Below are 12,891 nucleotides of genomic sequence, written 5' to 3'. Positions count from 1 at the left end.
ACGCCTCCTTTTCTCGGAGTGATTATATAGAGTAATCCAGTGACTGTCAACCCTTACTTCTCTCAACCTAATCTAGCAAAATATTGCAACCCAGGGAACATAAAACATATTATGCATAAAAGAAGTCAAAAAGAAAAGAGAGAGTTGTCGACATGGTTATCCTATGAAACAAGAATCCTATGTAGAACTTTTTGTTTTTGTTGGCTATTAGGACAAGCTCTCTCAATTCTCGACAAAACCTGCTGTCAGTTTATGTTGAATACTCTTTTTGCATTTTCTGTTGTAATGTTCGCTACTTCTTCTATTGACATTTCTTTCAGTTCAGCGATTTGTTCAGCTACAAGCTTGACATAAGCAGGTTCATTTCTCTTCCCCCTATTCGGATGTGGCGCTAAATAAGGACAATCTGTTTCAATCAGAAGCTTTTCTAACGGAATCTCTTTTGCTACTTCTTTTGGCTTTTTAGCATTTTTAAAGGTGACGGGACCACCTAGAGAAATATAGAAATTCATTTCTACACATTCTTGAGCGATTTCAGGACTTCCGCTGAAGCAATGCATGATTCCCCCAACTTCTTCTGCTCTTTCTTCCCTAAGGATGTCCACGATATCTTGTGTGGCATCACGGTTGTGAATCACGATCGGGAGCTTCACTTTCTTAGCTAATTGAATCTGTTTCCGGAATACTTCTTTCTGAACATCTTTCGGTGATTTATCCCAATGATAGTCAAGGCCCATTTCCCCTAATGCAACCACTTTAGGGTGAGCGGAAAGCTCTTCTATCCAAGATAAATCTTCTTCTTTCATATCAATTGCATCCACTGGGTGCCATCCAATTGCGGCATATAAAAATTCATATTGACCAATGAGTTCCATCGCCCGATTAATCGTGGGACGATCAAAGCCAACTACAACCATGTGTTCAACTCCAGCTTCTCTTGCTCTTGAAATTACCTCCTCCAGATCTTCGTCAAATTGTTCAGCATTCAAATGAACATGTGTATCAAATAGCATGTAAAGACACTCCTTGTAATAAAGATAAGTTTAATATAAAAAAGGATGACAAGCATCACAGCCATGTAACATTCATATTACATATTATGGTTTTAATGGGTAAATTTTATTTACGGTGTTTCACTCACAGTTACCATTCATTTTATCGATTTTTACCTGAGATCCAAAACAATCTGTTTCTTACTCTTCTTTCATTATTTAAATATAATAAAAATACAGGCGAAACACTTATGAAGCAACGTAAAACATTATACGGAAATACTAAAGGGATGTTCCACGTGGAACATCCCTTTAAGGATGAAATCAACTAAATACATTTATTTTACTTTCGTTCCATTTGGTAAAGACTGATCAATAGATGCAAGAGAAAGTGTACCATTTTCTTCTCCAGCAAGAATCATCCCTTGAGAAAGCTCTCCACGTAATTTCACCGGCTTCAAGTTAGTCACACAAATCACTTTTTTTCCAACCAGATCGTCAGGTTGATAAAACTTAGCAATTCCTGATACAACTTGACGCTTTTCAAATCCAAGATCTAATTGCAGCTTCAACAACTTATCCGCTTTTTTAACCGGCTCCGCTCCTATAACTTCAGCTACTCGAAGCTCAACCTTCATGAAATCATCAATGCCGATCTCTTCGGATTTCGCCTCCACTGATTCTTCCTTCGTTTCTTCCACAAAAGGAGCAGACCCCTGCATTTTTTCCTTAATGAAGTTTACTTCGTCTTGAAGTTCAAGACGTGGGAAAATCGGTTCCCCTTTTTTGACTACTTCAGTGCCTCCTGGTATCGCTCCGAAACTCTCCAAGCTTTCCCATGTATGCATCTTTTCATCATGAAGGTTCAGTTGTTCAAAAATCTTCTTAGGCGTTCTCGTTAAGAAAGGTTGTAATAGCACACCAACTCTGCGTAATGATTCAGCCAAATGACTCATTACGCTTCCTAGTTCATCCTTTTTACTTTCGTCTTTCGCAAGAGCCCATGGCTGAGTTTCATCAATGTATTTATTCGTTCGGCTGATCAACTGCCAAAGGCTAGATAACGCAACTGAAAATTCCATGTTTTCCATCGCATCTTCATATTTCCGTAAGGTTTCTTTGTTCATATCAAGCAGAGCTTGATCAAATTCACCATTAGAATCAACATAGGTTGGAATGACTCCGTCAAAGTATTTATTGATCATGGCCACTGTACGATTTAACAGATTTCCTAAATCATTGGCAAGATCAAAATTGATTCTCTCAACAAAACCTTCTGGAGTGAAAACGCCATCAGATCCGAATGGTACTTCTCTTAACAGATAATAACGAAGAGAATCAAGGCCGTAGCGATCGATCAAGGTAACAGGGTCGACGACATTCCCTTTGGATTTAGACATTTTCCCATCCTTCATCAGAAGCCAACCATGAGCAAAGACCTTCTTAGGAAGAGGAAGATCTAAAGCCATTAACATGATTGGCCAGTAGATCGTATGGAAACGTACAATTTCCTTCCCTACTAAATGAACATCTGCAGGCCAATACTTCAAGTAATTCGCATCTTTGTCACTGCCATAGCCTAAAGCGGTAATATAGTTAGAAAGCGCATCGATCCACACGTAAATCACATGCTTTGGATCACCGGGCACCTTCACTCCCCAATCAAAGGTCGTGCGGGAAACAGCCAAATCTTCCAAACCAGGCTTTATGAAATTATTCACCATTTCATTTTTGCGTGACTCAGGTTGAATGAACTCAGGGTTTTCTTCATAATAAGCAAGAAGTCGATCAACGTATTTACTCATCTTGAAGAAATATGATTCTTCCTTCACTTTTTCAACTGGTCGCCCGCAATCAGGGCAATTTCCGTTTTCTAATTGTCTTTCTGTAAAGAAGGACTCACACGGTGTGCAATACCATCCCTCATATTGGTCCAAATAAATATCGCCTTGTTCTACAAGCTGATTAAAAATCTTTTCTACGATATCCTTATGACGCTTTTCAGTCGTACGGATGAAGTCGTCATAAGAAATATCTAATTTCCCCCATAAATCCTTAATTCCGCTCACAATTCCGTCCACATATGCTTGGGGAGTGATTCCTTCCTCTTGAGCTTTACGCTGAATTTTCTGGCCATGCTCATCCGTTCCGGTTAGGTACATGACGTCGAATCCACGCATTCTCTTATAACGGGCCATGGCATCACCAGCAACCGTGGTGTAGGCATGTCCAATATGTAAATTTCCACTTGGATAATAAATCGGTGTTGTAATATAGAAGGTGTTCAACTTTTCTTCCACTTTCTATTCCTCCTCTTTTTCATTTACCCCCATAAAGCCATACAAGCTCACGAATGGTCTTTAGTGGTATTGTTTCTATAAACATCCAGTCTCTCTGCAGGATTGTCTTACCTATCATCTTAACCTCTTATCTCATCAAAATATACCTAAAATATAGGGTTTCTGCAACTAAACAATGCAATCCTTCCAATTTGTCGAAATCCAGGCAGTTTTTTGTCGAAATAAGTCGAATGAAGTCATCTATTAAAGGAAATTCGACAAATTGATTTACTATTACTTTTATTGCAATAATATTTAATTGGTAATACAATTTTTTACAACAATGCGTAAAGCTTATGAACACAGTGTTTATTTATCCATTTTTTCTTAATAATTTACAGATTTAATTATTGACGTTATTCCCAATCGTTGGTATGATAGTAGCAGTAAAAGAAATTTGTCGAATATTGACGAACTAGAGAGAGATAAATAATATTTATTTGGAGGAGATTTTCAAATGAAATCTACAGGTATTGTAAGAAAAGTTGATGAATTAGGTCGTGTCGTTATTCCAATCGAATTACGTCGTACATTAGGTATTGCTGAGAAAGATGCTTTAGAAATTTATGTTGATGATGAAAGAATCATCTTAAAGAAATATAAGCCAAGCATGACTTGCCAAATCACTGGAGAAGTTTCAGATGACAACATCAAGCTTGCTAATGGTAAATTGGTTCTTAGCCGTGAAGGTGCAGATCAATTACTAAAAGAAATCCAAGATTCATTACAATCAAAATAATTTGTTGTTTATATATGAAAGGTCTGAGTCGAATTGACTCAGACCTTTTTTTATTTGGGCTCTATGCGTTTATTAAAAGGGTGTTTTCGTAAGGTTTGTTTCTTTTTAAAGGTAGGTGGTGATTTCCGCTGCAATCAAGACGCCATCAGTTTATTTATTCTACATGGTACGCCTGATACACTTCCCGTTTTGGGAGGGAACGTTCTTTTGAGACTTCTTTGATGGCTTCTTTGGAGGACATGCTTTTTTCATTCACATAGTACTCGACATGTTCTTGAAGGGAGTAACTGCTCCACCACGCGTCTCCTTCTTCTATTTCCAATGGACCTGCTCCTTCAATCAATAAGCAGAATTCGCCACGTACTTCCCCGGTGTTTGCCCATTCCATTACTTCTTCAATTGATCCTCGGATAAATTCCTCGAATTTCTTCGTAAGTTCTCGGCAGATGACCATTTTTCTATTTCCGAGAGAGGCATGTAACTCTTTTAACGTCTCTTTAAGTCGGTGCGGTGATTCATAGAGGATAAATGTATTTTCAATCTTTTTCAGAGTTTCTAATTCTGCCCGCTTTTCTTTTTTTCCTCTATGTAAAAATCCATAGAAATAAAATGGCTGTGGAGCTAACCCTGATGCAATTAATGCAGTAAGAGCAGCATTGGCTCCCGGCAGGGGAATGACAGCTATGGAATGATCAATCGCTTCCTTCACTAGTTCGTATCCCGGGTCCGATATAGATGGCATCCCTGCATCACTAACTAGGGCAATGAGCTCACCCTTTTCCATCCGTTCAATCAGTTTCTGTCCGCTCGTTTCTTTATTATGCTCATGATAACTGATGATCGGCGTATCAATTTCAAAGTAGTTGCATAATTTTTTAGTGTTTCTCGTATCTTCAGCCGCAATCACTGCCGCTTCCTTCATCATTCGAATGGCGCGAAATGTCATATCCTCTAAATTTCCAATAGGGGTTGGGACAAGATACAGACTTCCTTTATCACTTTCTTGAAAGCTTTTCTGTTGATTCATTGTACAGCTCACCTCCTAGTTTCCTTTTGTAGACTGTTCATTTTCATTGTTTCCAAAAAGCATGTCATGTACTTCCTGTGAGTATTGGTTATGTTCATCATATACATAGAGGGGTGGCAGTATCTTCAAGTCTTTCTTCCCATCTTTTATTCCTTCTATTAATATGGTGTTCGCTTCTCTTCCCGGCTTTGGATAGACAAAGCGCAATCGTTTCGGCTCAAGACGATGCTTCCTCATTAATGAGAGAATATCCATCAAACGACCTGGACGATGAACGAAGGAAGCCTTCCCTCCCTGTTTCAACAGGTAGCTTGATGCTTTAATGGTGTCCTCAAGGGTACATAAGATTTCGTGACGGGCAATTGCATAATGCTCGTTCACATTTCTCTTATCTCCAGGAGGAGTATTGAAATAGGGTGGATTACATGTGACCACATCATAATGTGAATGATGGAGCAGTCGATCAATCTCCTTCACGTCTCCCAATTTCATGGAAATCTGATTTTGACGATTATTATACTCGACACTTCTTTGTGCCATATCCAATAGCCGCTCTTGTATTTCCACACCTGTGATAGGGACGTTTGTTCTTGCACTAAGTAATAAAGGAATAATGCCGTTACCCGAACATAAATCAACTACCTTCCCTTTGTGTATCGGTAAATAGCTGAAGTGAGCTAAAAGAACCGCATCTGTTGAAAATGAGAAAACAGAAGGACTTTGAATGATCCTCATATTTTCAGCTAATAAATAATCTAAACGTTCATCTTCTTTTAACTGAACCATGCCTTTCCTCCATTTTTCCTTCTATTATATGTGGTTACGCTTTTCAATTTGTCCAGCTCTAGAGCTTAGGTGCTCGAGGCCATAAGCCCCTAGCTTTTCGATTAAAAAGGACCAATCCTTTTTCTTGGATCAGCCCTTTTTAATCTGTATTCTTTTTTAAAATGAAGGATAACAGATATTCTTTATTTCTTGTTTAAGAAAGAAAGGCAGAATAAACAGTCTTCATCCTTCCGTGGACTTCCGAAATGTATATTACAAATATGGAATCCTTCCTGGTATAATCGAGCAAGGTTGTCATAGCCCTCTCCAATATCCAGTGTTTTATCTTCTAAGTCTGACTCGCTCGTCGTACCCGCATCGCTTGTTGTTTGTACCTTTTTTGGTGAGTTCTCTGTTTGTTCCAGTCTACGGCGCAAATGTTCATTTTCTAGCTTAAGAGAGTTATTCTCTTCTAACATTTCAGCTAGGCATTGTTTGAGCTCACCTAATTGATGATATAAATCACCGATTTGTTGTTCCATGTTACTGACTGAATCAAAGAACTCTTTTTTATCCACGACACTACACCCCGTTACTCTGTGGCTTGGAATGATACGGCACCCGCATTCTTGATTTCATCTAATGTGAATTCCAGGACCTGTTCTTCTTCTTTGATTTCGACCTGAAGAATACGTTCCAGAATGTTAAGACCTACCACTTTTCCTTTTCCATGAGGTGTCTTAATCACTTCCCCGATATCAGGTAATTCTTCTTTGGCTGCTTCATACTCGTCATTCTCATATTTAAGACAGCACATTAATCGTCCGCATAAACCTGAAATCTTTGTTGGATTAAGGGATAAATTTTGATCCTTCGCCATTTTAATGGATACCGGTTCAAAATCTCCTAAAAAGGTCGAACAACATAGCATACGGCCACATGGACCAATACCACCCAGCATTTTTGCTTCGTCTCGAACGCCAATCTGACGAAGTTCAATGCGCGTACGGAAAATGGAAGCTAGATCTTTCACCAGCTCTCGGAAATCAACTCGTCCATCAGCAGTAAAATAGAATATGACTTTATTACGATCAAATGTATACTCTACATCTACCAGTTTCATATCTAATTGATGCTGATTGATTTTATCACAACATACATTATACGCTTCCGTTGCAGATGACTTGTTCTCATCTACGATTAAACGATCTTTTTGATCAGCGATTCGAATCACTTTTTTCAATGGAAGCACTACATCGTTTTCTCCAACTTGCTTTCTCTCTACGACTACTTTTCCAAATTCGACTCCGCGGACGGTTTCAACGATTACATAGCAATCTTTCTGAATGTCCATTTCTCCGGGATCGAAATAATAGATTTTACCCGCTTTTTTAAAGCGAACTCCTACAACATCGTACAAAGGACCATCACCCCTGCAGTTTTAGCATAAGCTGTTCTACTAGCAGCTGCGAATTCATATTGGCGTTTAATTTTCTTTTCGCTTCAAGGATCACCGTCATATTAGTAGAAAGACGATTTGTTGATACTTGAAGTGCGTTGGATTTCCAGTTTTCCTTTTGGTCCGGGTACACGAGCTGTCCTTCTTTTCCTAACTGGATATGAAGTAAGTCTTTATATATTAGAAGTAAAAGATCTAATGCTCGATCGACTTGATCTTTTTCTTTGAAGTGCTGTACAAAATCCTCTTGTATTTTGACCATTGCTTGGAAGGGACTTTTTTGGAGGACTTCATATAATTTTAACACTATTATTCTTGCTTGTGCAAACCACTCATTTTGACATATTTCTACAGCGTCCTCATAATGGTTCGTCAAGTTGGCCGCTAACATGGCTAAATGAGGTGGAATTCCCTCTTCCAGTAATTGTTTGGCCAGCTGTTCTTTCGGCAAAGGCTTAAATGAGATCGTCTGGCACCTGGAAATGATTGTAGGGAGGATCCGATGAATATTTTCTGTAATCAGGATCGCAGTTGTATCCGCTAACGGCTCTTCAAGAAACTTAAGCAGGCTGTTCGCCGCATTTGCCGTCATTTTATCTGCATGCACAATGATGTAGATTTTCTTCTTGGATTCTACACCTGTTTTCGAGAATTCTTCTTGTAAACTTTTAATTTGATCCTTCTTAATGGAAAGTCCGTCCGGCTCCACCATATGCAGATCCGGGTGATTCCCGTTATTGATCCGCCTGCAGTTAGAACAGCTTTCACACGGCTTTCCTTCTACGCGATTTACACATAGCAATGCTTTCGCATACAGGATGCTCATCTCTTTCTTCCGTGTCCCTTTTTCCCCCTCAAATAAATAAGCATGAGCAACTCGATGCTTCAAAATGCTATTCTGAAGCATCTGAAGGACGATGGGCTGAAATGGGTATATCTCTTCAAACAACATGTCTTAACATCACTCTCTTACATATAAAGATTAATAAGTAATCCTTTTATTTCTCCAATTTTCCCTAATATATCAATGGACTTCTTTTCTTTATCCATTACATCCTCAGTTAATCCGACAAGCTCTCGGTCAACGGTTTCCACAATATTGAGCTTCCGTCCCTCACCATATTGATTCCATGTATGGGATTGCTTCAGGTCCATTCCGAAATCTACAGCTTCCCGGACAAACTTCTTGACCAACGTTTTATACTTGGCAAGATCTTTGAATGTTCTCGATTGGGCTAAACGATTACCGGCATCTTCTATAGTTCCAAGGAGCTTATTGAGCTGGTCCATCTGCATTTTCTGATCTTGTTTCTGAACAAGCTGACCGAATTTAGCTTGTCCAGTTCCACCTGTTCTCTGATCTTTTGATACATTATCTAAGGACACTCGGTGATCTTGGTTAATTTTCATAGCTTATATCCTCACTTTAAAACTGATGAAATTGTTCAACAGGTAGCACGAATACGGTCGCTCCACCAACGGCTACTTCGACCGGATATGGCACATAGGAATCTGCATTCCCGCCCATAGGGGATACAGGGGCAACCATTTGATCACGTGTCTGACAGTTTTCTTTAATAACCTGTAATGCTTTATCTACTCGGATATCATCTGTACCAATAATAAAAGTGGTATTTCCAGACTTTAAAAATCCGCCTGTACTCGCTAATTTTGTCGAACGAAAATTATGATCCATCAGTGCATTAGACAAACGATTGCTATCTTTATCTTGTACAACTGCCATAATTACCTTCATGAATGAATTCCTCCGTTTAACAACCATTTACTTCCTTCTATTATATCATTGAACAGACTCTGCATACATGTTTCATCTAAAAAAGAGGCATACTTCTTGGCAATCATTCTTGCTTAGAAGTACGCCTCTCCCTTTTTTCAAGTTGTACAGTCCATCTTCTTTAAGTATTCTGTCATTACTTTATAAGCTTCAGCGAATACAGTTTCTATAGACTGACTGGCATCGATGATTTGAATTCGATCAGGGTACCTACTAATCAATTCCTGATATCCCCGCCGGACCATTGTATGGAATTCTATCGACTCAAGATCCAATCGGTTCACTTCTCTTCCACTATGCTTGGCAATCCTCTTTAAGCCTTCCTCAGGGTCGATGTCAAAATAAAGGGTCAGATCTGGCATCTTATCCTCAATCGCAAATTGATTAATTTTCATGACTTCTTCCATCCCGATCCCACGTGCATTCCCTTGGTAAGCAAGGGAACTATCAATAAAACGATCACAAATCACCATTTTCCCTGCTTCTAGAGCTGGAATCACTTTCTCCACTAAATGCTGTCTTCTTGCAGCAGCATATAATAGTGCTTCTGTCCGTTTATCCATTTCTGTGTTCTCTGTATTTAGAATCACTTCTCTTATCTGTTCAGCGATGGAAATGCCCCCAGGCTCCCTCGTCTGAATCACATCAAAGTCATCTTCTAGTAATTGCTGATATAATTTAGTTAATATCGTTGATTTACCGGCTCCCTCCGGCCCTTCAACTGTAATGAATAATCCTTTTGTCATGTCTTTCCCTCCACTTGCTTATCGATACACATACACACAGCGCTCATCCAAGCGATGATGACCCTGTATGCTTGCCTTATTGTCTACATATTCCTTTAATCGCTCAATCGCATCAGGCGTTATTTGTTCTCCTGGTACCAATAGAGGAATACCTGGTGGATAGGGGGTAACCATCCCGGCGGAAATACCTCCTACTGCTACATCAATCGAAACTAGAACTTCTTCTTTCCCATCCATCTCCTCGAAGGTTAAAGCCAAAGAAGAAAAATAGTTTTCCCTTTTTGATACACTCGTCTCTTTCTTAGGGATCACTTCAAGCACCCCCTCACCCTCTAAAGCCTTTTCGAATCGGCTGATTGCCTCTTTATAAGGAAACAAAAGTCCTCTCTTCACTAAAGGTAAAATCAACAATACATTAGCTGGGTCAGCAAGCTCTGAATATATGCCCTCTGACTCTAATAGTCTTTGAAGATAATACCCTGTCCTTCCCTCCAACTGAATGATGAGTTTTAATGGGTCATGAGTCCGTTTGACACTCAGTTGAGGATGGATGACTCCAATGGCTTGTACAAATGCGCAAATTTCCAATAGATTTTCATCCAGGTCCTCTTTCGTGAACGTTCCAACATATGATCTTGCATAATCCAATGAGGCCATAATTGGATACGACGGACTGCTTGATTGAAGCATCGATAAGTATTCACTCACCTTATGCTCACTAATCCCCGGGTTTATGATATGTAAATACGAACCCATCGTCATGGCCGGGAGCATCTTATGAGCCGAATGAATGACAATATCTGCCCCGCACTCAATGGAAGAAGGGGGAAACGGTGAGCCTAATGTAAAATGAGCCCCATGAGCCTCATCAACGATACATGTTACATCATATTTATGTAACTCTTCTATGATTCGATCAATAGTATAAGTAAATCCATAATAAGTTGGATACGTGAGAACACATGCCTTTACATGAGGATAGACATTCAATGCTTCCTTTACTGCATCGAACCGTATCCCGAGGGCAGTTCCCTCTTCATTCCACTCGGTTTCTATAAAGACCGGAACAGCCTTTGCAAGCTTGATTCCGTTTAACACCGACTTATGACAATTCCTTTGAACAAACACTACATCTCCATGAGAACAAGAAGCAAGAATCGCCGCCATATTCCCGACGGTACTTCCGTTCACTAGAAAATAACTCTTCAACGACCCATATACATCCCTCAGCAACTCTTCCGCTTCCTGTATCGCCTCACGGGGATCATGTAAATCGTCCAGCCCGGTCAATTCTGTAAGATCATATTGATAAAATCGTTGATTCACCATCAACAGACCATTTTTATGGCCAGGCACATGAAAAGAAATTGGCTTGACGGATCGGTGAGTTTCTATCGCTTCTATAAGAGGGGTTCTCCTATGATCTCGTTTCATTCATTCAATCTCCTCAACAAAAATTATCCATTCATATCGTACCATAACAACGGGATTCCATGTTTCAGAGAATGCATAAAAGCTTTGCCTGTAGGCTAGTAAAATCTTAACCTATACAATGGAATGCCTTTTTCGTTTTGATTCACTCCTCACAACTAATCAGAGCAAAAAAAATCATAACCATGTATACGATCTGGTTATGAGTAGATTTGAGGAGTATTCACTTTTTTTAATCTTTGGATGAACGTTTTATACAAAGGATCATTTGTTTCTGTTTGAACCATTTCTTTTTCACATTCTGTGCAGATAAACGATGTGTATAGATGGATTCCGACCTTCTTTTCAACGTGACAAACGATACACTCTTCTAAAGCCGCCTTACGTTCCGGATTTACCATATAGGGCTCTCCACCTCCATACAATCTATTCTGCCTCAAATTAACGAATTGTATACATAATTTAAAACATTTAAACTGACAGAATAATCAAGTGTAATTTATCTTATGTTACAATTCCCCCATCTGTGTATGTCTCCATAAAAAAGATTGTGAAAAGATGTTGGTATACTCACTATCGGATATGGTTGATTGCGAATGTATTAGTTTGAGAGATGAAAATGTACTGTGGTAAATGTGCTGAATTAGGATACGAATCAGTTAAATGGGATGTTATTAAGATGGGGTGGATCGGGAAAGGGGTGAATGGGTCCTATTCTCGACTTTTGAACATCTGGTTGCGTTGAAACTTAGACTCTCTTTTGTGAGGATTGCGTCGTTTTGAGGTGTTTATGCGTCAGTTTCACGTGTTATTACATCAGTTTTTCATTTTATGCGTCATTTCCAACCGTTTATGCGTCGTTTTTTTCATTTTTGCGTCATTCTGATCCACTTATGCGTATTTTACCAATTATACCCATCATGATCCCCATCTCAAAAGCTGACCATTCCATCAAAAAAAGAGTAACCACATGGGCTACTCTTTTCACATATCGCCTGGCGACGTCCTACTCTCACAGGGGGAGATCCAACTACCATTGGCGCTGAAAGCTGCGGCTAGTGATGAGCGGCGAATCTCTTCGTCCGCTTCACTCGTTCAGATCCTCGTGTGGAAACCACACTCCGGTCTTCACTCCTTCGCGTCCTCGACCTTCTTGCTCCTCCCTACCCTCGCAGTGCTGTCGAGGAGAAATAACAAACACATGATCTTCGAACCAACATTCCATCTAATGAAAATCAAAAAAAGAGTAACCACAACGGGCTACTCTTTCACATATTGCCTGGCGACGTCCTACTCTCACAGGGGGAGATCCCCCAACTACCATTGGCGCTGAAGAGCTTAACTTCCGTGTTCGGCATGGGAACGGGTGTGACCTCTTCGCCATAATCACCAGACGAATATTTAATTGAAGGGTTGTTCCTTCAAAACTAGATAAAGAATTGATGTCAAGAAAGCCGAATATCGACCAATCGTTGTTCATTTGTGGTTAAGTCCTCGATCGATTAGTATCAGTCAACTCCACATGTCGCCATGCTTCCATCTCTGACCTATCTACCTAGTCATCTTCTAGGGATCTTACTCACTTACGTGATGGGAAA

13 protein-coding genes and 2 rRNA genes are annotated in these 12,891 nt (G+C 39.7%); 1 reads left to right on the top strand and 14 read right to left on the bottom strand.

All coding sequences use genetic code 11. The features are described from left to right. Positions 1–245: 245 nt before the first annotated feature. On the bottom strand, positions 246–1,013 hold the full coding sequence (locus FGG79_RS20470) for a TatD family hydrolase (protein ID WP_138781722.1): 768 nt from the start codon (positions 1,011–1,013) through the stop codon (positions 246–248). A 317-nt stretch (positions 1,014–1,330) separates the two neighbouring features. Then, the gene (metG, locus tag FGG79_RS20465; RefSeq protein ID WP_138781720.1) at positions 1,331–3,292 is read right to left on the bottom strand and encodes a methionine--tRNA ligase; all 1,962 of its coding nucleotides are present in this window, start codon (positions 3,290–3,292) and stop codon (positions 1,331–1,333) included. Between the two features lie 496 nt (positions 3,293–3,788). Here metG and FGG79_RS20460 point away from each other — a divergent pair, with 496 nt between their 5' ends. Then, the gene (locus FGG79_RS20460; protein ID WP_138781718.1) at positions 3,789–4,070 is read left to right on the top strand and encodes an AbrB/MazE/SpoVT family DNA-binding domain-containing protein; all 282 of its coding nucleotides are present in this window, start codon (positions 3,789–3,791) and stop codon (positions 4,068–4,070) included. Between the two features lie 154 nt (positions 4,071–4,224). Here FGG79_RS20460 and rsmI read toward each other — a convergent pair whose 3' ends face one another. The 12 genes from rsmI to FGG79_RS20400 form a co-directional block, all read right to left on the bottom strand. After that, on the bottom strand, positions 4,225–5,097 hold the full coding sequence (gene rsmI / locus FGG79_RS20455) for a 16S rRNA (cytidine(1402)-2'-O)-methyltransferase (protein ID WP_138781716.1): 873 nt from the start codon (positions 5,095–5,097) through the stop codon (positions 4,225–4,227). 15 nt (positions 5,098–5,112) lie between these two features. Then, positions 5,113–5,883 carry a tRNA1(Val) (adenine(37)-N6)-methyltransferase gene (locus tag FGG79_RS20450; RefSeq protein ID WP_138781714.1) on the bottom strand — a complete coding sequence of 257 codons (771 nt, stop codon included), beginning with the start codon at positions 5,881–5,883 and terminating at the stop codon, positions 5,113–5,115. A 182-nt stretch (positions 5,884–6,065) separates the two neighbouring features. Further along, positions 6,066–6,440 carry a DNA replication initiation control protein YabA gene (gene yabA / locus FGG79_RS20445; protein ID WP_138781712.1) on the bottom strand — a complete coding sequence of 125 codons (375 nt, stop codon included), beginning with the start codon at positions 6,438–6,440 and terminating at the stop codon, positions 6,066–6,068. 14 nt (positions 6,441–6,454) lie between these two features. After that, positions 6,455–7,282 carry a PSP1 domain-containing protein gene (locus FGG79_RS20440; protein WP_138781710.1) on the bottom strand — a complete coding sequence of 276 codons (828 nt, stop codon included), beginning with the start codon at positions 7,280–7,282 and terminating at the stop codon, positions 6,455–6,457. A 7-nt stretch (positions 7,283–7,289) separates the two neighbouring features. Then, positions 7,290–8,273 carry a DNA polymerase III subunit delta' gene (gene holB, locus FGG79_RS20435; protein WP_138781708.1) on the bottom strand — a complete coding sequence of 328 codons (984 nt, stop codon included), beginning with the start codon at positions 8,271–8,273 and terminating at the stop codon, positions 7,290–7,292. A gap of 17 nt (positions 8,274–8,290) precedes the next feature. Beyond that, positions 8,291–8,731 carry a YaaR family protein gene (locus FGG79_RS20430; protein ID WP_138781706.1) on the bottom strand — a complete coding sequence of 147 codons (441 nt, stop codon included), beginning with the start codon at positions 8,729–8,731 and terminating at the stop codon, positions 8,291–8,293. A 16-nt stretch (positions 8,732–8,747) separates the two neighbouring features. Next, positions 8,748–9,077, bottom strand: coding sequence for a cyclic-di-AMP receptor (locus FGG79_RS20425; protein WP_138781793.1), 330 nt, complete (start codon positions 9,075–9,077; stop codon positions 8,748–8,750). Positions 9,078–9,214: 137 nt separating this feature from the next. Continuing rightward, positions 9,215–9,862 (bottom strand): dTMP kinase, encoded by a 648-nt coding sequence (tmk, locus tag FGG79_RS20420; RefSeq protein WP_138781704.1) that lies wholly within the window; start codon positions 9,860–9,862, stop codon positions 9,215–9,217. Between the two features lie 18 nt (positions 9,863–9,880). After that, positions 9,881–11,296 carry an aminotransferase class I/II-fold pyridoxal phosphate-dependent enzyme gene (locus tag FGG79_RS20415; RefSeq protein ID WP_138781702.1) on the bottom strand — a complete coding sequence of 472 codons (1,416 nt, stop codon included), beginning with the start codon at positions 11,294–11,296 and terminating at the stop codon, positions 9,881–9,883. A gap of 197 nt (positions 11,297–11,493) precedes the next feature. Then, positions 11,494–11,694, bottom strand: coding sequence for a sigma factor G inhibitor Gin (locus tag FGG79_RS20410; protein WP_138781701.1), 201 nt, complete (start codon positions 11,692–11,694; stop codon positions 11,494–11,496). An 876-nt stretch (positions 11,695–12,570) separates the two neighbouring features. Then, a 5S ribosomal RNA gene (gene rrf, locus FGG79_RS20405) occupies positions 12,571–12,687 on the bottom strand. Positions 12,688–12,775: 88 nt separating this feature from the next. Next, positions 12,776–12,891, bottom strand: a 23S ribosomal RNA gene (locus tag FGG79_RS20400); the annotation flags it as partial.

The organism is Bacillus sp. BHET2 (genome assembly GCF_005938125.1).
Classification (GTDB): Bacteria; Bacillota; Bacilli; order Bacillales; family Bacillaceae_B; genus Rossellomorea.
The sequence above is the reverse complement of the archived record's forward strand: the minus strand, read 5'-3'. Positions and strand labels throughout refer to the sequence as shown.